Raw genomic sequence first — 22,142 nt, 5'->3', positions numbered from 1 at the left:
CCGAACCCTAGCTCCAAGCGACGCGGGTTCTGCCCCAACAGGGCCCACGCCCGAGCCCTCAGAGCTTTTCAGGCACGCAGCATGGGTGCGTCGTGGATCGCGCTGGACTCCGCCGAGTCCAGCGCGATCTTTTTGTGCGAGGGATGTGTGCCGGCCGGCCGTCCTGTGCGTGGCCTTGTCGGACTCCGGGGAGGAGTGCCGGATCTCCTGTGGACCCGCCCTGGGGCGTCACTGAGCGTGTGCCGGAGGATGCCTAGAAGCTGGTGCAATTGCACATATTAAATTGACCAGTTGTAGGCAGGTTGTAAGTACCGCGCTTCCGGAAACTCATGCGGTGACACCCGTCACATCGCGCGGTGCTTGTTGCCTGTGGCCTCCGTGCGCTAAAGCGGCATGCGTGTCCAGCGGCCCATGTCAGGACGGGAGTTGACCTTGGTGAGGGCCGGGCGGAAGTCGTCCCGCCGGGTCACGCTGTGGACGGGGTTTCCTCCCCGACGACCTCCCCGACGGCCTCCTCGGGGGCCAGGGCGGCCTGGGGGGCGCTGCGCGGGGCGGAGTCCATCGCCAGCCGCAACAGGTGGTGGCAGATCGGGCAGTGCCGGGTGAGATGCCGATAGGAGGTGGCGGCCGCCAGGTGCGCGCGGAGCAACGCCCGCGTCTCGTGCCTAGTCGATGCCGCCATACGCCACCTCCAAGGGGGGCCACGCCGGAAGGGCCCTGACTTCTGGGTACCGAGCGAATGTGACGCCGTCAAGGTGGCGGGGTGGCTCCGCCGGTTACGCCGGGTCCCTGTCACCCGGCGCTGGGGTGGCCGTCCCTGGGGGCCTGCGGCCCCCAGACCCCCGCTTCGGCCCGAAGGGCCTCGTCCTCAAACGCCGGACGGGCTGGGGGTGCGGGCCGGCGTTCGAGGGGCCGGGCCCGGACATGAAGAAGGCCCGCCCCCTCGATCGGGTGCGGGCCTTAACGCGAGAGGGCCCGCACCCTTCGCGGATGCGGGCCCTGTCGTTCTCACTGCGGTCCTGACGGGATTTGCTGTACCCGGTTGCGGCTGCGCCGCGGGCGCGGCCTCCACCTTGGCAGGGTGGATGGGCTGAGTCGGGGATGGCGAGAGGGCCCGCACCCTTCGCGGATGCGAGCCCTCTCGTTCTCACTGCGGTCCTGACGGGATTTGAACCCGCGGCCTCCACCTTGACAGGGTGGCGAGCACTCCAAACTGCTCCACAGGACCAGGTTTCGCGGCGCCATTCGTGCGTTGCGCTGCGAGAAGAGACTGTACAGGAGGGTGAGCCCCGGGGTCGAACTCACCCAACGTGCACGTCTCGTTACGGCGCCAGCGTGTCGATCGTCTTCACGATCCGCTTGTCGGAGATCGGGTACGCCGTGCCGAGCGCGTGGGCGAAGTAGCTGACGCGGAGCTCCTCCAGCATCCAGCGGACGTCCAGGACCTGCTGCGGGACCGGGCGGCCCTGCGGCATCTGCTCCAGGAGCCAGGCGTACTCGTCCTGCATCTCGTGGACCTTCTCCATACGGGTCGTGTCCCGCTGGACGTTCGTCGGCATCTGCTGGAGCCGGCGGTCCACCGCGATCAGATAGCGCATCAGGTCGGGCATCCGCCGCAGGCCCGCCGTCGTCACGAAGCCGGGCCGCACCAGGGCGTCCAGCTGCTTGCGCACGTCCGTGAGGTTGGCGAGCAGGGCAGGGCTGCGTACGGCCTTCAGACGGCGCTCGGCGGCCTGCCAGGCGGCGAGGACCTGCTGCACCTGGCCCACCGTACGGACCGTCGTGTCGACGATCTCGGCGCGCACCTTGTCGTACAACTTCCGGTACGACTCCTCGTCCCAGGCCGGTCCGCCGAAGTCGCCGATCAGCTTGTCCGCCGCGGCCATCGCGCAGTCGTCGAAGAGGGCCTGGATCGAGCCGTGGGGGTTGGCGGACAGGGCCAGCTTCTGGGCGTTCGTCAGGCGGTCGCTCGCGAATTTCGCCGGGTTGACCGGGATGTTGCGCAGGATCAGCCGGCGTGTGCCCTTCCACATGGCTTGCTGCTGCTCCGCCTCCGTGTCGAAGAGGCGTACGGAGACGGTGTCGCCGTCGTCCACCAGCGCCGGGTACGCCTTGACCGGCTGACCGGCGCGGCGGGTCTCGAAGACGCGGGTGAGGCCGCCGATGGTCCAGTCGGTCAGGCCTGTGCGCTCCAGGGACTCGCCGCCCTGGCGGGACGCGGTGGCCGCGGCGGCCTGGGAGAGGGCCTTGCGCGCCTTCGGCTTCAGCTGGAGCTTCAGCACCTCCAGGTCCTTGTCCTCGGCCAGCTTGCGGCGCCGTTCGTCCACGATCCGGAAGGTGATGCGCAGATGGTCCGGGACCTTCGACCAGTCGAAGTCGTCCGCGGTGAAGGGGACGCCGACCATGCGCTTCAGCTCGCGGGCCATGGTCACGGCCAGTGGTTCCTGGAGCGGGACCGCCGTGTCCAGGAACCTCTTGGCGAAGTTCGGCGCCGGCACGTAGTTGCGGCGGATCGGCTTCGGGAGGGAACGGATCAGCTCCGTCACCAGTTCCTCCCGCAGGCCCGGGATCTGCCAGTCGAAGCCCTCGTCCGAGACCTGGTTGAGGACCTGGAGCGGGATGTGGACGGTCACACCGTCGGCGTCCGCGCCCGGCTCGAACTGGTACGTCACCCGGAACTTCAGCGCACCCTGCCGCCAGGTGTCCGGATAGTCCGCCTTGGTGACCGCCTCCGCCGACTCCCGGATCAGCATCTCGCGCTCGAAGTCCAGGAAGTCCGGCTGCTCGTGCCGCTTGTGCTTCCACCAGGAGTCGAAGTGCGCACCGGAGACGACGTGCTCGGGAACCTTCTCGTCGTAGAAGTCGAACAACGTCTCGTCGTCGACCACGATGTCCCGGCGCCGGGCCCGGTGCTCCAACTCCTCGACCTCGCTGAGGAGTTTGCGGTTGTCGGCGAAGAACTTGTGGTGGGTGCGCCAGTCGCCCTCGACCAGGGCGTTGCGGATGAACAGCTCGCGGCTGACTTCCGGGTCGATACGCCCGTAGTTCACCTTGCGCTGGGCGATGATCGGGACGCCGTACAGCGTCACCTTCTCGTACGCCATCACCGCCGCCTGGTCCTTCTCCCAGTGCGGTTCGCTGTACGTCCGCTTCAGCAGGTGCTCGGCGAGCGGCTCCACCCACTCCGGCTCGATCTTCGCGTTGACCCGGGCCCACAGACGGGAGGTCTCCACGAGCTCGGCGGACATCACGAAGCGCGGGGGCTTCTTGAACAGGGCCGAGCCAGGGAAGATCGCGAACTTGGCGCTGCGGGCGCCCAGGTACTCGTTCTTCGCGCCGTCCTTCACGTCCTTCATCCCGATGTGGGACAGAAGACCGGCGAGGAGGGAGAGATGGATACGGTCGGCGGGAGCGTCCTCCTCGTTGAGATGGATGCCCATCTGCTTGGCGACCGTGCGGAGCTGGGTGTAGATGTCCTGCCATTCGCGAATGCGCAGGAAGTTCAGATACTCCTGCTTGCACATCCGGCGGAACGAAGACGAGCCACGCTCACGCTGCTGTTCGCGGACGTAACGCCACAGGTTGAGATACGCGAGGAAATCGCTCGTCTCGTCCTTGAACCGGGCGTGCTGCTGGTCGGCCTGGGCCTGCTTGTCGGCCGGGCGCTCGCGCGGGTCCTGGATGGAGAGCGCGGCCGCTATGACCATGACCTCGCGGACACAGCCGTTCCTGTCCGCCTCCAGGACCATGCGGGCCAGGCGCGGGTCGACGGGGAGCTGAGCGAGCTTGCGGCCGGTCTGCGTGAGCCGTTTGCGTACGTCCTTCTCGGCCGGGTCGATCGCGCCGAGCTCCTGGAGGAGCTGGACGCCGTCGCGGATGTTGCGGTGGTCCGGCGGGTCGATGAAGGGGAACTTCTCGATGTCGCCGAGGCCGGCCGCGGTCATCTGGAGGATGACGGAGGCGAGATTCGTACGGAGGATCTCGGCGTCCGTGAACTCCGGGCGGGCGAGGAAGTCGTCCTCGCTGTACAGGCGGATGCAGACACCGTCGCTCGTACGGCCGCAGCGGCCCTTGCGCTGGTTGGCGCTGGCCTGGGAGATCGGTTCGATGGGCAGCCGCTGGACCTTGGTGCGGTGGCTGTAGCGGCTGATGCGGGCGAAGCCGGGGTCGATGACGTACTTGATGCCGGGGACGGTCAGCGACGTCTCGGCGACGTTGGTGGCCAGAACGATCCTGCGGCCGGTGTGGGGCTGGAACACGCGGTGCTGCTCGGCGTGCGAGAGCCGGGCATACAGGGGCAGGACCTCGGTGAAGCGGTAGTTCTTCTTCACGAGTGCGTCGGCGGTGTCCCTGATCTCCCGCTCTCCCGAGAGGAAGACGAGGATGTCGCCCTTGCCCTCGCCCTGGAGCTCCTCCACGGCGTCACAGATCGCGGTGATCTGATCCCGGTCGGAGTCCTCCGAGTCCTCTTCGAGGAGCGGCCGGTACCGCACCTCCACCGGATAGGTCCGCCCGCTGACCTCGATGATCGGCGCGTCACCGAAGTGCCGGGAGAAGCGCTCGGGGTCGATGGTCGCCGAGGTGATGACGACCTTGAGGTCGGGCCGCTTCGGCAGCAGCTGGGCCAGATACCCCAGCAGGAAGTCGATGTTGAGGGACCGCTCGTGGGCCTCGTCGATGATGATCGTGTCGTAGGCGCGCAGCTCGCGGTCGGTCTGGATCTCGGCGAGCAGGATGCCGTCCGTCATCAGCTTGATGAAGGTGGCGTCCGGGTTCACCTGGTCGGTGAAGCGCACCTTCCAGCCGACGGACTCCCCGAGCGGCGTGTCCAGCTCCTCCGCCACCCGCTCGGCGACCGTGCGCGCCGCGATACGCCGGGGCTGTGTGTGCCCGATCATGCCGCGCACGCCACGTCCGAGCTCGAGACAGATCTTCGGGATCTGTGTGGTCTTGCCGGAACCGGTCTCACCGGCGACGATCACGACCTGGTGATCACGGATCGCGTCCGCGATGTCGCTCTTCTTCTGGCTGACCGGCAGCTGCTCGGGATACGTGACGGCAGGCACAAGGGCGCGCCGCGTGGCGATACGCTCCTCACCCTTGGCGATCTCCGCCTCGATCTCGGCCAGCACGGCGGCCCGCGCCTCCGGCTTACGGATCTTGCGCGCACCTTCGAGCCGCCGCCCGAGCCGCTGCGCATCACGCAGGGACAACTCGGTCAGACGGGGGGCGAGGGCGCCGAGGGCGGGGGCAGGGTGCGTAGACATACGCGATCCAGGATCTCATCCCACCGAAATCGATGGCGAACGCTTTTGCCGCCGGCGGTGGGCGGGGCGACATGCGAAGCGCCCCCTCGAGGAGATCCCGGAGGGGGCGTCGGCCCTGGTAGGGCTGCGGTGGCTGGGGCCGGGATCGAACCGGCGACCTACCGCTTTTCAGGCGGTCGCTCGTACCAACTGAGCTACCCAGCCACGAGGCTTCTGCAAGCCTCGGCGGTCCTGACGGGATTTGAACCCGCGGCCTCCACCTTGACAGGGTGGCGAGCACTCCAAACTGCTCCACAGGACCAAGCGATGTGTACGACAGTGTCGCACACGGTGTTGCGTGCCCCCAACGGGATTCGAACCCGTGCTACCGCCTTGAAAGGGCGGCGTCCTAGGCCGCTAGACGATGAGGGCTATCGGCCCGCCTGGGCGCTTCTCAGCGCGTCGGGGACGTGAGAAGCATATGGGATGGCGGGAGGTATCGCCAAAACGGTTTACGGCGAGGGGCTGGGGGACGAGTTTGACGGGCTGGGGGAGTCCGTCGCGCCCGGCTGGTTCTCCTCGACCAGGTGGCGCCGCACCTCCGCGGTGGTCAGCCCCAGGCCGCCCAGTTCGATCTCGTCCCAGGCCTGGAGGCGACGGGTGTCGCGGTCGAAGTAGAGGATCGAGGTCTGGATGGGGTCGGGGTGCTTGCCCTCGATGGCGCGCAGTCCGCTGCCGCCGGTGGAGCCCTCGATGCGCAGGCGGGTGCCGGAGGGGAGGAGCTCGGTCTCCTGGCGGTGGATGTGGCCGGCCAGGGCCAGGGGGACCTCGCCGTCGGTCTGGCGGGCCGCCACCGGTTCGTGGGCGACGGCCACGTCCACGGGGGTGCCGGCGGTCCTCTGGTCGCGGAGCGAGGTCGCGAGGCGGGCGCCCGCCAGTTCGTTCGCGGCGTCGCCGCCGGGGACCCGGGAGCGGTCGGGGGTGAACTGGGGGTCGCCGATGCCGGCGAAGCGCAGGCCGGCGATGGTCCGGGCCTCGCCGTCGTCCAGGACGTGGACGTTCTTGAGGTTTTCCAGGTAGCCCTGGGTGGTGCGGGAGTCGTGGTTGCCGCGGACCCAGACGTAAGGGGCGCCCAGGTTCTCGATGGGGTCGAGGAAGCCGTTCTCGGCGGCCGTGCCGTGGTCCATGGTGTCGCCGGAGTCGACGATCACGTCGACCTTGTACTGGTCCACGAGCGAGGCGATGATCTTCCAGCTCGCCGGGTTGAGGTGGATGTCGGAGACGTGCAGGACGCGGATGGTGGTGGGGTCCGGCGCGTAGGCGGGGAGCGTGGAGGTGGCGTCGTAGAGCTTGGTCACGTTGGTGACCAGGCGGGCCAACTCCTTTTGATAGACGTCGAATTCGGTGACGATGCTGCGGGCGTTGCCGACCAGGGACGGGGCTGAGGACAGCAGGCCGGAGAACTTCGGTTCCAGGACCGATTCGGGGTTCCAGGTGGCGTAGGCCGTACCGCCGGAGGCCGCCAGGAGGGTGAGGGCGAGGCCGCCGGCGGCGAGGGCGCGGCGGGGTCGGCGGTAGACCACCAGGCCGAGTGCCGTGGCCCCGGTGACGACGGCGACGCAGCTGCGTACGGCCAGGTCGCGGGTGCCGTGCGTGACGTCCTGGGCGACCTCGTCCTGGAGGCCGGAGAGGCGTTCGGGGTGGTCGACGAGGGCCTGGGCGCGGGCGGGGTCCAGTTGGTCGACGTTGACGTCCAGGCGGACGGGGGCGATGTGGCTGTCCAGCTGGAGGGCGCCGAGGGGGGAGACGTTGATCTTCGTGCCGCCGGCGACGGAGGGGCGCAGGGTCATCGTCGTGTCCATCGGGCCGACCGGGACGCGTACGTTGCCGACGACCAGCAGGCCGAGCCAGGCGCCCAGGAGGACGACGGTGACCAGGCCGAGGGCGCGTTTCCAGGGGTGGGGCTGGGTGACGAGTTCCGGGGTGGGGCCCGGGCGGCGGGTGGCGTGGCGGCGGGCGAGGGCGCGTGGGGCCCCGGGGAGGTGACCGAGGGCCTTGGTGACGGCAGCGGGGACGCGGGCCATTGGTCCCGTATGCCCAAGTGCCTATGTGGATATGCGGGGCCGTTGGCTGCTCCTTACGGAGCTGTGGTGCCTGACAATGGGCCTGTGCTGGAGATGACGCGCGAGGAGTTCGAGGAACTGGTCGCCGAGGCGCTGGACCGGATTCCGCCGGAGTTGACGCGGCTGATGGACAACGTCGCGGTGTTCGTCGAGGACGAACCGCCGGTGGACGACCCCCAGCTGCTCGGGCTGTACGAGGGGACCCCGCTGACGGAGCGCGGGGAGTGGTACGCCGGGGTGCTGCCGGACCGGATCACGATCTACCGGGGGCCGACGCTGCGGATGTGCGAGTCGCGCGAGGAGGTCGTCGAGGAGACCGAGGTGACGGTGGTGCATGAGATCGCGCATCACTTCGGGATCGACGATGCGCGGTTGCATGCGCTCGGGTACGGGTGAGAGTGCCTCTGTGACGCGTGCTGTCCGGCTTGTTCGGGGTGCGTGTCCTCTTGTGGGCGGCGGGAGTTGGGCAGGTTGACTTCTTCGCCCGCCCCTGGAGGTGGCTCCCGTGCGCCCCTTGTACGTACCTGTCCGTCTGGCCGCCACGGTGATGGCCGTCGCCGCTGCCGCCGGCTGTATGAGTGTGGGTGACGACGGGGGTGGCAAGGACGCGAAGCCGTCGCACTCGGCGGGGCAGCGCGGCGGTGAGGAGCCGGACGGTGGGTCGGCGGTGTCGGGCGGCGGGGCCGGGTACGGGGCGCACGCGGGCGACGACAAGCGGGAGAAGGACAAGAAGGGCGAGGGGAAGGGCAAGGACAAGAGCGCCGGGCCGGCGTCTCCCTCCGCCTCGCCGTCCGCCGCGGTGAGTGCCTCCGTGCCCGCGGGGGGCGGGCCGGTGGAGCCGGGGACGAGTGAGAGGCCGGGGCCCACCCGGACGGCCGAGCCGACCCCCACGCGGACACCGGATCCGGAGCCGACGCCGACCGAGCAGCCGACGACCCCGTCGCCGACGCCCACGGTGGCCGAGCCGTCGTCGTCGGCGCACGAGGAGACGGGGCCGCAGCTGGCTCAGCGGGAGCCGGCGCCGGCCGCGGGGGCGCCCGCCTGAGGTGAGGGCGGTGGGGGTGAGGGGGTGGTGGCACGTGACGTTGACTACATGGTTGACGGTCGGTTTGCCTTGGGGGGCCTGGGGTGCGTATGGTGGTAGATCGTTTGATCCCATTTGCCCGGCGCCACTGCAGAGCGCGCCGTGTGGCGCGTTCTCTCCCTTGCCGTGGCTGACCGCATTGAGGCGGTCGTATTGCGAATCACGGAGTTGACGGGCGCGTGCCGACGAGACTCCGGAAGGTTTCGCATACGCATGTCCATTTCCAGTACTGATCACGTCGTCGTGCCCGAGGACGCGGAGAACGCGGCCGTCGAGGACGCTCCCGAGGTGACCTTCGCGGACCTCGGTCTCCCCGAGGGCGTCGTCCGCAAGCTCGCGCAGAACGGCGTGACGGTCCCCTTCCCGATCCAGGCCGCGACCATCCCGGACGCCCTGGCCGGCAAGGACATCCTGGGCCGTGGCCGCACCGGCTCCGGCAAGACCCTGTCGTTCGGTCTGCCGACGCTGGCCCGCCTGTCCGGCGGCCGCACCGAGAAGCACAAGCCGCGCGCCATCATCCTCACCCCGACCCGTGAGCTCGCGATGCAGGTCGCGGACGCGCTCCAGCCCTACGGCGACCAGGTCGGCCTGAAGATGAAGGTCGTCTGCGGCGGTACGTCGATGGGCAACCAGATCTACGCCCTGGAGCGCGGCGTCGACATCCTCGTCGCCACCCCGGGCCGACTGCGCGACCTCATCAACCGCGGCGCCTGCGACCTGGGCAACGTCGAGGTCGCCGTCCTCGACGAGGCCGACCAGATGTCCGACCTGGGCTTCCTGCCCGAGGTCACCGAGCTGCTCGACCAGGTCCCGGCCGGCGGCCAGCGGATGCTGTTCTCCGCCACGATGGAGAACGAGATCAAGACCCTGGTCACGCGCTACCTGAACGACCCGGTCAGCCACGAGGTCGACGCGGCGCAGGGCGCGGTGACGACCATGTCGCACCACATCCTGATCGTGAAGCCCAAGGACAAGGCGCCGGTGACGGCGGCCATCGCGTCCCGCAAGGGGCGGACGATCATCTTCGTGCGGACGCAGCTGGGCGCCGACCGTGTCGCCGAGCAGCTGCGCGACGCCGGTGTGAAGTCGGACGCGCTGCACGGCGGTATGACGCAGGGCGCGCGGACGCGGACGCTGGCCGACTTCAAGGACGGGTACGTGAATGTGCTCGTCGCGACCGATGTCGCCGCGCGCGGTATCCACGTCGACGGCATCGACCTGGTGCTGAACGTGGACCCGGCCGGTGACCACAAGGACTACCTGCACCGGGCGGGTCGTACGGCGCGTGCGGGGCGTACCGGCACGGTCGTCTCCCTCTCCCTGCCGCACCAGCGCCGCCAGATCTTCCGGCTGATGGAGGACGCGGGCGTCGACGCCTCGCGCCACATCATCCAGGGCGGTGCCGCCTTCGACCCGGAGGTCGCCGAGATCACCGGCGCCCGTTCGATGACCGAGGTGCAGGCGGAGTCCGCGGGCAACGCCGCGCAGCAGGCCGAGCGTGAGGTGGCTCAGCTGACCAAGCAGCTGGAGCGGGCGCAGCGGCGTGCCGTGGAGCTGCGCGAGGAGTCCGACCGGCTCGTCGCCCGCGCGGCGCGCGAGCGCGGTGAGGACCCGGAGGCCGCGGTGGCCGAGGCGCAGGCGGCGGTCGAGGCCGTCGAGGTGGCCGTGCCCGAGCAGCCGGTGGCGCAGGACGTCGAGCGGGCCGAGGCTCCGGCGTACGAGCGTCGTGAGCGTCGCGACAACGACCGTGGTGGCTTCCGCCGTGACGAGCGCCGCGATGACCGTCGGGACGACCGGGGCGGGCGTTCCTTCGAGCGTCGGGACAACGACCGCGGTGGGTTCAACCGTGACCGTGGTGACCGTGGGTTCGAGCGTCGGGACAACGACCGTGGCGGCTTCCGTCGCGATGACCGTCGGGACGACCGCGGTGGGCGTTCCTTCGAGCGTCGGGACAACGACCGCGGTGGGTTCAACCGTGACCGTGGTGACCGTGGGTTCGAGCGTCGGGACAACGACCGTGGCGGCTTCCGTCGCGACGACCGTCGGGACGACCGCGGTGGGCGTTCCTTCGACCGTGACCGTGGCGGCCGTTCCTTCGAGCGCCGTGACGACCGGGGTGGGTTCCGTCGGGACGACCGTCCGGCCGGGCGTTCCTTCGAGCGCCGGGACGAGCGTGGCGGGCACCGTGGCAGCGACCGTCCCTTCAACCGCGACCGCCGTGACGACCGTCCGGGCTTCCGCTCCGGCGGGCACGAGCGTCCGTACGGCCGTCGTGACGACCACCGTGGCGGCACCTCCGGCACCTCCGGCACCTCCGGTTCCTTCGGGCGCCGTGATGACAAGCCGCGCTGGAAGCGCAACGGCTGACGTCAGCCGGTAAGGCCGGTAAGGCACTGAGCGCCGGGCCCCCACCTCTCCGGGTGGGGGCCCGGCGCTTTCCCGTGCGCGGGCCCGGTCGGAAACGCTCTCCTCGCCTCTGGGAAAGAGCTGTAAGATCAGCCGACTTATGAGGGGGATGCGACGGCCGGGGGGCCGGGGGCATCTGAGAACAGTGCGCCGCTCCCTCTCCCGTGTTCAGGGGAGGATCGCCTTGGCCCGCCATGTCTTCGTACGTCGTTCGAGAGCGAGACGCGCTGCCGTCGCCGTAGCCGCGTCCGCCGCGCTCGCGGGTGGGCTGAGCCCGCTGCTGCCGGCCGCGTCGGCGGCGGAGGTGCCGCAGGAGACGGTCGTACCGTCGACCCCGCGGACCACCCATCTGGCGGCGACGCTCCATTCCGCCGACACCACGACCGGTGCGAACGGGGCCGGCGCCGAGGGCGTCTTCCACCGGCTGGAGGGCAGCTACCGGCTGCTGTGGACGCGGTACGCCGACGGCAGGTCCTTCGAGGCGCCGATGCCGACCGGCACCGCGAGCATGACGGGCACCGGCACCGATGTGCTCGCCTACCGTGCGTGGGACGGCCGGATCGACTTCTGGAACGCGGCGGACGGCACCACCCGCGCCTTCCAGCTGCCCACGGGCCACACCGTGCTCACGATCTACGGGACCACGGTCGTCACGGCCGCCAACGTCACGAACGCCGACGGCACGGTCACCCGGGTCGTCCACCTCCTGGACGTACGCGAGGACGGGACCGTCGTCGACACGGAGGTCGGCGGGGCGCCGGCGGGCATGACGCTGGGGCAGCCGCGCGGCGCCGACGCCGAGGGCCTGATCTTCAACGCGACGCTGGACGGCGCCGCCCGCATGGTCGCCGTCGACCGCGCCACGGGCCGCGTCCAGAACTGGACCCGGCCGCTGCCCTCCCTCGCCTACGGCTACGTCAAGCTCTCGGCGGACCATGTCGCCGTCTACAGCAGGGCGTTGAACACCAAGGTGCTGGTGATGCCCCGCGCCGACCTGGGGGCCGCCCCGGTGGAGGTGGGCCTCGCCGGGAGCCCCAGCGCCAACTACGTCGACGAACTGGCCGTCGTCGGCGACTGGCTGGTGCACCAGCCCACCGGGAGCGCCCAGATCACGGCCAAGCCGATCGCGGGCGGTGACGAGGTGACCCTGCTCACCTCGTCACGCGGCGAGGTCGCCGCCGTGTCGGACGGCACCGCCGTCTCCATCGGCCGTACCGCCGCCGATGACTGGGGTATTCAGCGCATCCACGCCGACGCGTCGGGCAAGCCGGTCGTCACGCAGGCCAGGGCGCTCCCCAAGCCGCCCGCTCCGATCCAGGGCATCTCCCTGGAACAGGGGCGCCTGGTCGTCACCGACACCGGCGGCAGCACGCAGCGCAACGACTATCTGCGGACCGTCGCCGCCACCGGCGCCCCCGCCTTCGGCGAGCGCTCCTCGTTCACGCCCAGCACCGCCGGGGTGATCGGCACCTGCCCGGTGACCGATGTGGCGTGCTCGCAGGTCTTCGGTACGGCCGACGGGCGGATCGCCTGGATGGAGTACGGCTCGGAGACCAACGTCCTGCGCGTCAACGGCCCCACCGGCGCGGGCCTGTGGGAGCGGGGCGTGCCCGTCGACGGGCGCATCCTCGACGTGTCGGGGCGGTACGTCCTCTACGCGACGCCCGGCACCACATACGCCTACAAGATCGGCGACCATGCGGCGCCGTACGCCACGCGGGGCCCCGCCGCCCTCTCCGGCGACACCCTGTGGACGGCGGGCGCGGCCTCCGGCACGGTCACCGCGTACCACCTGACGACGAAGAAGACCACCGAGACGGTGACGCTCGCCTCCGGCTGTGCGCCGACCGAACTCCAGGCGCTCGGGCGGTACCTGTACTGGACGTGCGGTGACAAGGCCGGGGTCTACGACCGTACGGCGAAGACGTCCGTGGCCGTGCCGACCGGTGAGGCCAAGCTCGGGGACGGGTTCGTCGTCACGCACGACCGGCAGGCCGGGAAGCTGACGCTCACCACGGTCGCCGACGGGACGGCCGTGAGCCGGGTCATCGGGGACCTGCCCGACACCGGGGTCTCGCAGCGGGACGTGCGCTGGACGGTCGACGAGGCCGGCGCGAACGCGGCCTACGTGGACGACCAGGAGCGGGTGCACCTGGTCCCGTCCGGGGTCGCACAGCAGCCGCTCCGCCTGCTGGGTCCCGCGCAGAACACGGCGACCGTCACGGCCCGCACGAGCGACACCGTGCCGGACACCCTCACCACCGTGCTGCTGTCCAAGCCCTCCTCCGGCTGGGACCTGACCGTCCGCAACCGCGCGACCGGCAAGGTCTACACCGACGGTAGGGACGGCACGGCGGCGCGCGGCGAGCTGGCCGTCGGCTGGCACGGCGACGACCCCACGAGGACCGGGGACGCCTTCGTGCCGAACGGTTCCTACGACTGGACCCTGACCGTCACCCCGGCCGACGGCGTCGGCGCCCCGCTCCAGGTGCGCGGCACCGTCCGGCTGGTGAGGGGCGACGCGGTCCGCCGGGACCACGTCGGCACGGCGGGCCTGCCGGACGGCGTCGGTGACCTGCTCACCCTCAACTCCTCGGGCGCGCTGACCTTCCAGCAGGGCACGGGCAAGGGCACGTTCTCCGGGAAGGTCTCGGGGGGCGGCTGGTCGGCGAAGACCGTCGCGGTGCCCTTCGGAGACCTCAACGGCGACCGGTGCAATGACGTGCTGGTGCGGATGAGTGACGGCTCGCTGCGTGGCTACAAGGCCAAGTGCGGCCTGGCGCCGACGCCTTCGGCGTCGTACACGAAGCTCGGCACCGGCTGGAACGCCTACAACGTGCTCACCTCGCCGGGCGACCTGACCGGCGACAAGCGGGCCGACCTGCTGGCGCGCAAGGCGTCGACCGGGGACATCTACCTGTTCGCGGCGAAGAGCGACGGGACGCTGGCGGCGGGGAAGAAGATCCGTTCGGCGTGGAGCGGCTACACGAAGATCGTGGGTGCCGGGGACCTGAACGGCGACGGTCACGGGGATCTCCTGGCCCGCGACAAGGCCGGGACGCTGTGGCGCTACAACGGCCTGGGCAACGGGCTGTTGAAGGACCGGGTGAAGGTGTTCTCCGGCTGGGGCTCGGGATACAACGTCATCGTCGGCACCGGGGACATCACGGGAGACGGCAGGGCGGACCTCGTCTCCCGGGACGGCAGCGGCAACGTGTGGCGCAACAGCGGTGACGGGAAGGGGTCGTTCGGGGCCCGGGTGAAGATCGCGAGTGGGTGGCAGGTCTACAAGGGCATTTTCTAGCGGCACTTTTGGCCAAGCTGTGACGCATGTCACGTCCCCGGTGAGGGAATCGCTGGGGACATGACAGGAATTGCTGGGGGCATGACAGATGGCGGGCTCCGTAGCGTTTCGGCGCGAGCGAGCCCGGAGAGGGCTCATTCCGCCGCCCTCCGCCCCGCTGACGTGGCCGTGACCCCGATACCCGATCGGAGTCTCGGCCGCGTGCGGCTATGCTCGGGGTGGCAACATCGCCTGGGCCCTTAGCTCAATTGGCAGAGCAGTGGACTTTTAATCCATTGGTTGTGGGTTCGAGTCCCACAGGGCCTACCGGTGGCGGGCGGGGGATATGCCCTCTGACCTGCTACGCAGCGCCTGGGTCGGCTTCGGTCGGGTCGGGCGCTGCCTCGTTTTCGAGCCACTGCGTGAGCGATGCCTGAGCGATGCCTGAGCGATGCGTGAGCGGATGTGCGCGCGGCCTGCGGATCGGGTTGCCGCTTGGACGGACGAATCAGCAGCTGCCGGACGCGACCGGGGGATCGGCTTCGCTGCCTTCTCGCCCCCGCTGGGGCGAATCCCGTCGGCCGGCGCATCGCGCAGCACGGGCCGCGACGTCGTCGGCCTCGGGGGCTCCCAGCTCGGTGAAGAGGCGGTGCGCTTCCTGCCAGTGTGTGCGGGCGGCCTCCGGGTCGTCGAGCAGGGCGTGGCAGTGCGCGATCCCGTCGTGGGCGCGTGCCTGCTGGTAGCGGTCGCAGAGCCGGGCGGCGAGCGCGGCGGCCTCCTCGCAGCGTTGCCGCGCCTTGAGCGGGGCGTTGAACTCGCGCAGCGTCGCGCCGAGTTCGACGAGCACGTCGACCTCCGCGAAGCGGTTGCCGGTCTCGCGCATGATCTCCAGGGCATGCAGAAGGTGTTCCAGGGCCTCCGGACGGTTCCCGGCCTCGCGGTGGACCGCGCCCAGGCTGACCAGCACGTTGGCCTCGCTGACGCGGTCGCCGAAAGCACGGGCCAGGGCCAGCACCTGCTTGCCCATGGTCACGGCCTCCTCGGCGGCCGTGTAGGTCTCCGGATAGCGTCCCAGCGGCTCGTACATCACGCCGCGTGGGGCCGCCTCGACGCCGCCCCTGACCAGGGCGAGGGCGACGGCCCCCGCGTCCTCGAAGCACGTGCGGGCCGCGTCGACCTCGCCCAGGTGCCGGTGCACGTGGCCGAGGTTCCCCAGCGCCCACCCCTGGCCGGCCAGATCGCCCGCGCCGCGGAAGGCGGCCAGGGCCTGGCGGAGCGCGTCGGCGGTCTCGGGGTAGCGGCCCAGGCGCCAGCGGGTCGTTCCCAGGCCCGCCAGCGCCCAGCCACGGGTGCCGGGGTCGGAGGACGTGCGAGCGCCGTGGGCGTGCAGCGCCTCGGCCTCGCGGTAGTGGCCGCCGATGCCGAGGTAGCGGGAGAGGATGGCGGACATGTGGCCGCAGTGGTCCGGCCGGTCGTGCGTCTCGGGGTGGCCGGCGGCGTGGACGGCGGTGGCGATCAGGCCGGCCCGTTCGGCGTTGAGCCAGGCGGTCGCCTCTTCCCAGCCGGCCAGTTCCGGGGCGGGCGTGCCGGAGGTACCGGCGGATGGGCGCCGCCGGCGCTCATGCGGAGCGAAGTGGTCCATCGCCAGCGACGCCGCGTACCGGTGGTGGTCGAGCAGCCGGGAGAGCGCGGCCCGCCGGGCGCGGGCCGGGTCCTCGTCATGGGACCGGCTCGCGGCGTAGACGTGCACCAGGTCGTGAAACTCATAACGGCCCAGGTCTGGTTGGCGGAGCAGGCTGGCGCGGAAGAGGGCGTCGAGGCCGTCGCGCGCGGTGGCCAGGTCGTCGCCGGCCAGCGCGGCGGCGGCGTAGGCGTCGACGGTGGGTCCGGGGTGCAGGGCCAGCAGCCGGAACAGACGGCGGTGCGGGGGGTCAAGCTGCTCGTAGGAGAGACGGAGCGCGAGCTCGACGCCGTCGTCAACGGTGAGCCGGGCGCGGTGGTCGTTAAGGCGTTCGAGGTGGTCGGTCAGGGTCCAGCCGCTGCCGCCGCGGCTGATCCGGCCGGCCACCACGCCCAGGGCCAGCGGCAGGTGGCCGACCGAGGCGGCGATCCGCCCGGCCGTTTCGGGGTCGTCGACGGGGCCGTTGCCCATGGCCCGGCGCAGCAGTTCCATCGACTCGGCCGGCGTGAACGCCTCCAGCGGCAGCCGCCGGGCCTCGGGCAGCCCGGTGATGCGGCGGCGGGTGGTGACCAGCGCCGGGCATGCCGGGGCGTCCGGGCCCGGTAGCAGTGGGTGGACCTGCTCGGCCGAGATGGCGTTATCGAGACCGATCAGCGCTCGCCGGCCCGCCAGCCGCGCGCGGAACTCCCGGGCGCGGCCGGGCAGATCGAGCAGGCGGATGCGGTCGGGGGACATGCCGAGCAGCCGCAGGAACCCGTCGAGCACGGCGGCCGGATCGGCTGGGGCCATGCCCGGCGCGTAGCCACGGAGGTCTACCCAGAGAACCGTGTCGACGCGGCGCAGCCGGCGTAGCCGGTGGGCGGCGTGGACGGCGAGCGTGGTCTTGCCCACCCCGGCCATGCCCTCGATGACCGAGACCGCGGGCGCTCGCGCGGCGAGCAGCGTGGCCAGCTCGCCTCGCCGCCCCGTGAACGCCGGGAGGTCGGCGGGCGGCGCGTCGAGGACGGTGACGACCGCCGCCTCGGTCGCGTCGCCGACGACCCGGGCGTGCGCCCGCCGCCATCGCGCGCCCTCGGCGCCCAGCACCTGGGCGATCTCCGCCAACAGGTCCGCGTTCAGCCGGGTCCGGCCGAGCCGGAAGCAACGGTGGACGGTGTCGTAACTCGGCTCCTCGGGAACGCCACGCGCCCGGCGGGCACGCGCTACGCGGCGGTGCACCTCCCGCACCGACAGGCCGGCCCAGGTCCGCAACTCCCCTAGCCGCGCGGCCAGTTCGTCCAGGCTGCGGAGGCCGTCCGGCTCGGGCTGCTGCGGTGGTTCCATCGAGGTCATCCCCGTCCCCTACCCCGGCAGAGCCGGGCCCCGACCCCGCGTGACCGACTTTGACCGGGAAGCGGCAGGACGGCGGCGGCCTGGCCAGAAGATGTCACAGGAACCAACCGGGTCGTCAATGAGCGGAGGTTGTGTCATGTCCTCGGACTATGAACAGGCAGCGCGGGAGGAGTCCGAGCGGAAGCGGCGCGAGCGGGAGAGGACCTGGCAACAGCAGGTGTCCCGCTCAACGAGCTCAACTGACTCGTCCCGCTCGTCCAGCTCGACAAGCTCACCGGACTCGTCGTCCATCTCGTCCAGCTCGTACGACACGTCGAGTTCATCGGACTCGTCCGGCTCGTCCGGCTCGTACGACTCCAGCGGCTACTGACAGAGCCGCAAGGGCGTAGAGGGCTGAGCCCTGGGCCGCGGCCCAGGGCTCACGGCTTCACCGGGCCGAAGCCCCGGCGACCCAGCCGCGGAGCTGGCCACCGCACGAAAGGTCGTCGCCGAACTCGCGCCGACCGGAGCCGGAGACGAGGCCGATCCACCCGAGTCGACCGCCGCCTACCAGGCCATCGTGAACGCCTTCAACCAGCATCCCGACCAGGTGTTCCGAGTCCGTGAACTGCACGAACTCCTCGGCATGCACACCGATGACCCGGCCATGAACGTCACCCGCAGCCGCCTGTGACGCCTCATCCGCCAAGGATTTCTCACTCAACCTGGATGAGGCCGCTACCAGAAGCGGGCATACGCCTCTCGGATCGACACACGTGTCGCCTCGGTAATGCGATGAGACCGCCAAGCTGTCGAGGCTTGTATCGAGAAGAACAGGGGGAGATGTGACCGATCACAGGAATGGGTCGCAGCGCGGCTGCCCTTACGCTTCGGTGCTGGATCCGCTGCTGCGCACAGTCCATGGCAATGATCCGGAGAGCGAGGCCGCGACACTCCACCGGATCGAGCGTTCCTACCAGTTCGCCGAGCGTCGGCACCGCGGCCGGAAGTGCGAGAACGGCGCCCCGTACATCACGCATGCGCTCGCGGTGACCGTGATCCTCGCCGAGCTGGGGCTGGATTCTGCCGCTCTCATGGCCGGACTCCTCCATGGCACCGTCAAGGACACCGAGTACTGCTACGAGCAGCTCCGCCGCGACTTCGGCGACCAGGTCGCCGGGCTCGTCGACGGCCTCACCAAGCTGGACGAGGTCGAGTTCGGCGAGGCGGCGCAGGCCGAGACCGTGCGCAAGATGATCGCCGCCACGACCGAGGACCCGCGCGTCCTGGTCATCAAGCTCGCCGACCGCCTGCACTGCATGCGGACCATGCGCTACCTCAAGTGCGAGAAGCAGGCGCGCGAGGCCCTCGAGATCTACGCGCCGCTCGCCCATCGCATCGGCATGAGCACCATCAAGCGGGAGCTGGAGGACCACGCCTTCGCGATCCTCTGTCCCGAGAAGTACGACGAGATAGTCCGCCTCGTCGCCGAGCGCGTTCCCAAGCGCGATGAGTACCTCGCCCTCGTCACTGACGAGGTGCAGCAGGCGCTGCGCGCGGCCCATATCGAGGCGACGGTCGCCGGTCGCGCGAAGCACTACTACAGCGTTTACGAGAAGATGATCGTTCGGGGCTGGGACTTCGAGGAGATCTACGACCTGGTGGGCATCCGAGTCCTGGTCGACACCGACCGCGACTGCTATGCGGCCCTGGCTACGGTCCACGCCCGCTGGAACACGGTTCCGGGGTGGTTCAAGGACTACATCGCGATGCCCAAGGTCAACATGTACCAGTCGCTGCACACGACGGTCATCGGCCCCGACGGCAAGCCGATCGAAGTTCAGATCCGCACCTTTGACATGCATCGCCGCGCCGAGTACGGCATCGCCGCGCATTGGAAGTACAAGGGGACATCTTGAGGGCATACCCGGCGAAGGCCGCGTCGCCCCGACTTCAAGGACCAAGGGCTGCTGGACACCGCGATGATCGCCATCCGCTTCGACAACCGCGCCCTGGCCCCCCCGCCGAGGCCGACTTCCAGGCCGTGTACGGCTACGACGTCCGAGGCGAGGTCTTCGGCTCGGGCGGCATGTAACCCTGCGGGGATATTTACGTCTACGTTCACACGAACGCCTGTTTTGCGGGTATGGATGAGATTCACCCGATATGGCGGAGATGGCCTGAGTGAGAATTCATCAAGGAGGCCCCTGGTGGGCAAAGTTCGCCATTGTGTATACATGACCTCGTTGATAGCGTCCCCTTGTAATGGTCAAGTAATTGCCTGACCGGTAATTGCCTGACCGGTAATTGCCTGACCAGTAATTGCTGAACGCAAGGGGAATTGACTTCGTGAGTATGCGGAGCGGCTGCGCCGGACGCCAGGAGCGCTGGGACAGTCGCACAGTCGGCAACGCCGGGGCAATCTCGCAGTGCTGCTGACGACATCTGCTTTGTCATGGGGGTCGGCACTGGCGTGGCAGGTTTTGCCAAGGCTCTGGCCAAGGGGGCGTCGATCGCAGGAATCGGCGCTGCCGTCGGGTGCTATGCGTGCACGCTGGCGAAACAGTCCACGCCTGGGACTGCCGCAAGAAGGACAGCGGCGGCGGCGGTGGTGGCACTGATGCCGCCCCCCTCAACACGAGGATAGGCGGGACGACCATCAAGATGAGGGGCGTGAGATACACATGCACAGCAAACCGAGACTGATCGGTCGCTATGACTGGAGCTATGGAGAGCGATTCGCGGTCGCTGTAGCGACGGTCCTACTGAGTCTGCTGTGGCTCACGAAAACCATGGCCCTCTGGGCAGTGGTAGTGGCTTGGGCCGGTGTGGTTGGGGGAGTGCTGGGGATGCTCTACTCCGGATGGCGTTACATTCGCACACGCGGGAATTCGCGCTGAGATTGGGGCTCCTCTGCGTGACCGGGGGCTGTCTCACCCGCCACCGCCACCGCCGCCTCCGCCGTCCACGCCCGGCGGCCGAACGGGAGCGATGGTGCCGACGATCGCGTGGGCAAGGGCGGCGAGCCTGTGGACCGGCGGATCGTCGAGCAGGACCGTGTTGCGGGTGGTGTCGAGGGCGTAGTGCTCGCGCAGGCGCTCTTCCCACTCGGAGCCGAATCCGTGCAGCATCGCGAAGGGCAGCGCCTGCTCGTAGAACGTGAGCGAGGCCTGGTCCGGCGGCAACGGGTCGTCGTGGGCCAGGAGCTCGCGCAGTCGGCCGGCGTAGTCCCTGGCCGCGTCACGCACTCGCCGGCCTTCTCCGGTGAGGAACCAGTCGGTCGACGGCGCGACCCAGGCCAGGCCGGCTCCCACGGCGGCGCCGTAGGCCAGGCCGAGGCCGACCGCCGGGGACAGGGACATCCCGCCCGCTGTCTGGGCCAGTACGAGCGTCCCGGAGAGCCCTGGGTAGCAGCTCAGGGCGCCCAGGACCCGCATGCGGTCCCTGGCCGTGACCGGGCGGGTCCGTGCCCATCCGGCTCGTCGCACTTCCTCGTCGGCCGACCTTCTGACCGGGCGGACCAGATGAGCCCAGGTGGCGACCTGGTGATCGCCCTTGTATTCCGCGGCGAACGACGCTGTCCGGACAGGGGCGCCGTCGGCCCTGCCGGTGAACAGCAGTTGGAGGAGAAGCCGCTCGTCCGGACGGAGGTTCTCCGACCCGGCGTCGGCGACCGGCTGGATTGTGCGGTCGTCGACCAGACGGACAACGCCGCGCGTGGCCAAGTGAAGGATCTGGTGGGCGATGCTTCGGGCGACGGTTTCGGTGGTGTTCGCGCGGCGCAGTGCGAGGAGGCCGTGGCCCAGCACACTGGCCTGGTCGTAGAGGCTGTCCAGGGTGCGCTGGAGCTGCTCCACCGACGCTGTGGGGCCGGCGTTGTTGGCCGTAGGTCGACGGCGGGGCATCAGTGGTCGCCGCCGAGTGCCAGGGCGGTGGCGGCATCGGCGCAGCCCCAGGCCAGGGTGACGCCGGCGCCGCCGTGCCCGTAGTTGTGGACCAGCCGTGTCCCCCCGTCCGGGACGTGCGGGTCGGCTTCCAGCCGGACACCGCCGTTTCGGTGCGGCCGTAGCCCCACCACGTGCCCGATGACCGGGGTGTCGGCGAGTTCCGGCAGCAGGGCGGTGCAGCGGCGCAGGATCGCCCGGGCGGTGTCCGGGCAGGGCGCGGTGTCCCACCGGTCGTTCTCGAAGGTGCCTCCCAGGACGACATCGGTGCTGCGGGGGTGGATGTAGGTGTAGCCGTCCGGGTCGTCCTCGTCCCGCAGGGAGACGTGCAGGCCAGGGTTGCCGACCAGGAGCAGCTGGCCCCTGACCGGCCGCAGCCGCGCATCCCCGCACAGCGCGCGGGCGCCCAGGCCGGTGGCGTTGACGACCACCGGTGCCCACGCGGTCGCCTGGTCCAGGCGGTCGATCCGGCGCAGCACCAGCGTGCCGCCCGCCGCGGTGAACTGCTGGTGCAGCCACGGCAGGTAGCGGGGCATCTCCACGGACGGCACGGTGAACGCCAGACCGCTGGTGTAGGGCGCCCGTATCTCCTCCGCCCTCAGCCGACGTACGTCGGGGACGGCCGCCGTCCACCACTGCACGGCGGGAGGTTCGGCCCGCAGCAGCATCCTCGTCGGGCGCATCACCACCCCGGGGACACCGTCGGCCGCCTGGCGGGCGAGTTCGTCGAAGGTTCGGGTGGCCCAGTCCAGTACCCGCGGTTGGCCCGGCGTACGGGTCGGGTACCAGACGGCCGCCGCGACCGACGACGTGGTCGAGCCCGGTGGCTCGGCCGTGACCAAGGCGACCCGGGCGCCCGCCTGTTGCAACCGCAGCGCGCTGGTGAGCCCGATGACCCCGCCACCGACGACCGTCACATCGAACATCTCGGCACCACCGTCCTGACCTCGTGGAAGACCTCGCGGATGACCTCGCGGATGACCTCGTGGACCTCGCGGATTCGCGTACTGCCCAGTGCACAGCCCGGGCTGACGGGCCGTCCAAGACCAGTCCTGCTCGATGCC

At 70.3% G+C, this 22,142-nt stretch carries 11 protein-coding genes, 5 tRNA genes and 1 pseudogene; 6 read left to right on the top strand and 11 right to left on the bottom strand.

Going from position 1 to position 22,142, the window contains the following annotated elements; all coding sequences use genetic code 11:
* Window positions 1-466: 466 nt before the first annotated feature.
* The 7 genes from KUM44_RS17405 to KUM44_RS17375 form a co-directional block, all read right to left on the bottom strand.
* Window positions 467-682 carry a DUF6274 family protein gene (locus KUM44_RS17405; RefSeq protein ID WP_217208811.1) on the bottom strand — a complete coding sequence of 72 codons (216 nt, stop codon included), beginning with the start codon at window positions 680-682 and terminating at the stop codon, window positions 467-469.
* A gap of 471 nt (window positions 683-1,153) precedes the next feature.
* Window positions 1,154-1,228: transfer RNA gene (locus tag KUM44_RS17400), tRNA-Asp, on the bottom strand.
* Window positions 1,229-1,322: 94 nt separating this feature from the next.
* The gene (gene hrpA, locus KUM44_RS17395; RefSeq protein WP_217208810.1) at window positions 1,323-5,267 is read right to left on the bottom strand and encodes an ATP-dependent RNA helicase HrpA; all 3,945 of its coding nucleotides are present in this window, start codon (window positions 5,265-5,267) and stop codon (window positions 1,323-1,325) included.
* 130 nt (window positions 5,268-5,397) lie between these two features.
* Window positions 5,398-5,471: transfer RNA gene (locus tag KUM44_RS17390), tRNA-Phe, on the bottom strand.
* A gap of 22 nt (window positions 5,472-5,493) precedes the next feature.
* Window positions 5,494-5,568: transfer RNA gene (locus KUM44_RS17385), tRNA-Asp, on the bottom strand.
* A gap of 37 nt (window positions 5,569-5,605) precedes the next feature.
* Window positions 5,606-5,678 (bottom strand) — tRNA-Glu (locus KUM44_RS17380).
* An 80-nt stretch (window positions 5,679-5,758) separates the two neighbouring features.
* On the bottom strand, window positions 5,759-7,330 hold the full coding sequence (locus KUM44_RS17375; protein ID WP_217208809.1) for a metallophosphoesterase: 1,572 nt from the start codon (window positions 7,328-7,330) through the stop codon (window positions 5,759-5,761).
* Between the two features lie 84 nt (window positions 7,331-7,414).
* On the opposite strand from KUM44_RS17375, the gene KUM44_RS17370 reads away from it, so the two are divergent.
* From KUM44_RS17370 to KUM44_RS17350, 5 genes are all read left to right on the top strand, one after another.
* A complete protein-coding gene (locus KUM44_RS17370) occupies window positions 7,415-7,765 on the top strand; it encodes a metallopeptidase family protein (protein WP_217208808.1) in 351 nt (116 codons plus the stop codon).
* Between the two features lie 109 nt (window positions 7,766-7,874).
* Complete coding sequence (locus KUM44_RS17365) at window positions 7,875-8,414, top strand: hypothetical protein (RefSeq protein WP_217208807.1); 540 nt, start codon at window positions 7,875-7,877, stop codon at window positions 8,412-8,414.
* A 252-nt stretch (window positions 8,415-8,666) separates the two neighbouring features.
* The gene (locus KUM44_RS17360) at window positions 8,667-10,820 is read left to right on the top strand and encodes a DEAD/DEAH box helicase (RefSeq protein ID WP_217208806.1); all 2,154 of its coding nucleotides are present in this window, start codon (window positions 8,667-8,669) and stop codon (window positions 10,818-10,820) included.
* Between the two features lie 223 nt (window positions 10,821-11,043).
* Window positions 11,044-14,163, top strand: coding sequence for a VCBS repeat-containing protein (locus KUM44_RS17355; RefSeq protein WP_254389647.1), 3,120 nt, complete (start codon window positions 11,044-11,046; stop codon window positions 14,161-14,163).
* A gap of 233 nt (window positions 14,164-14,396) precedes the next feature.
* A tRNA-Lys gene (locus KUM44_RS17350) sits at window positions 14,397-14,469 on the top strand.
* A gap of 181 nt (window positions 14,470-14,650) precedes the next feature.
* Here the strand turns inward: KUM44_RS17350 and KUM44_RS17345 are convergent.
* Both KUM44_RS17345 and KUM44_RS17340 read right to left on the bottom strand, forming a co-directional pair.
* Window positions 14,651-17,155, bottom strand: coding sequence for a tetratricopeptide repeat protein (locus tag KUM44_RS17345; protein WP_217208804.1), 2,505 nt, complete (start codon window positions 17,153-17,155; stop codon window positions 14,651-14,653).
* A gap of 147 nt (window positions 17,156-17,302) precedes the next feature.
* Window positions 17,303-17,467: a hypothetical protein gene (locus tag KUM44_RS17340; protein ID WP_217208803.1), complete on the bottom strand. Its 165-nt coding sequence runs from the start codon at window positions 17,465-17,467 to the stop codon at window positions 17,303-17,305.
* A 476-nt stretch (window positions 17,468-17,943) separates the two neighbouring features.
* Here KUM44_RS17340 and KUM44_RS17335 point away from each other — a divergent pair.
* A pseudogene (locus tag KUM44_RS17335) lies at window positions 17,944-19,041 on the top strand (bifunctional (p)ppGpp synthetase/guanosine-3',5'-bis(diphosphate) 3'-pyrophosphohydrolase); the annotation flags it as partial.
* A gap of 1,026 nt (window positions 19,042-20,067) precedes the next feature.
* On the opposite strand, the gene KUM44_RS17330 reads toward KUM44_RS17335, so the two are convergent.
* Both KUM44_RS17330 and KUM44_RS17325 read right to left on the bottom strand, forming a co-directional pair.
* Window positions 20,068-21,039 carry a DUF2207 domain-containing protein gene (locus KUM44_RS17330; RefSeq protein ID WP_217208802.1) on the bottom strand — a complete coding sequence of 324 codons (972 nt, stop codon included), beginning with the start codon at window positions 21,037-21,039 and terminating at the stop codon, window positions 20,068-20,070.
* Window positions 21,039-22,004 (bottom strand): FAD-dependent oxidoreductase, encoded by a 966-nt coding sequence (locus KUM44_RS17325; RefSeq protein WP_217208801.1) that lies wholly within the window; start codon window positions 22,002-22,004, stop codon window positions 21,039-21,041. The genes KUM44_RS17330 and KUM44_RS17325 overlap by 1 nt, the downstream gene beginning before the upstream one ends.
* Window positions 22,005-22,142: the final 138 nt, after the last annotated feature.

Source organism: Streptomyces sp. AC550_RSS872 (assembly GCF_019049285.1).
Lineage (GTDB): Bacteria > Actinomycetota > Actinomycetes > Streptomycetales > Streptomycetaceae > Streptomyces.
Note: the sequence above shows the minus strand (reverse complement) of the source record. Positions and strands in the feature narration are given on the sequence as shown.

What these genes read in the sequence shown, in the direction of transcription:
- KUM44_RS17405 (WP_217208811.1), bottom strand. Translation starts at nt 682, where the DNA reads ATGGCGGCATCGACTAGGCACGAGACGCGGGCGTTGCTCCGCGCGCAC.
- hrpA (WP_217208810.1), bottom strand. Translation starts at nt 5,267, where the DNA reads ATGTCTACGCACCCTGCCCCCGCCCTCGGCGCCCTCGCCCCCCGTCTG.
- KUM44_RS17375 (WP_217208809.1), bottom strand. Translation starts at nt 7,330, where the DNA reads ATGGCCCGCGTCCCCGCTGCCGTCACCAAGGCCCTCGGTCACCTCCCC.
- KUM44_RS17360 (WP_217208806.1), top strand. Translation starts at nt 8,667, where the DNA reads ATGTCCATTTCCAGTACTGATCACGTCGTCGTGCCCGAGGACGCGGAG.
- KUM44_RS17345 (WP_217208804.1), bottom strand. Translation starts at nt 17,155, where the DNA reads ATGACCTCGATGGAACCACCGCAGCAGCCCGAGCCGGACGGCCTCCGC.
- KUM44_RS17330 (WP_217208802.1), bottom strand. Translation starts at nt 21,039, where the DNA reads ATGCCCCGCCGTCGACCTACGGCCAACAACGCCGGCCCCACAGCGTCG.
- KUM44_RS17325 (WP_217208801.1), bottom strand. Translation starts at nt 22,004, where the DNA reads ATGTTCGATGTGACGGTCGTCGGTGGCGGGGTCATCGGGCTCACCAGC.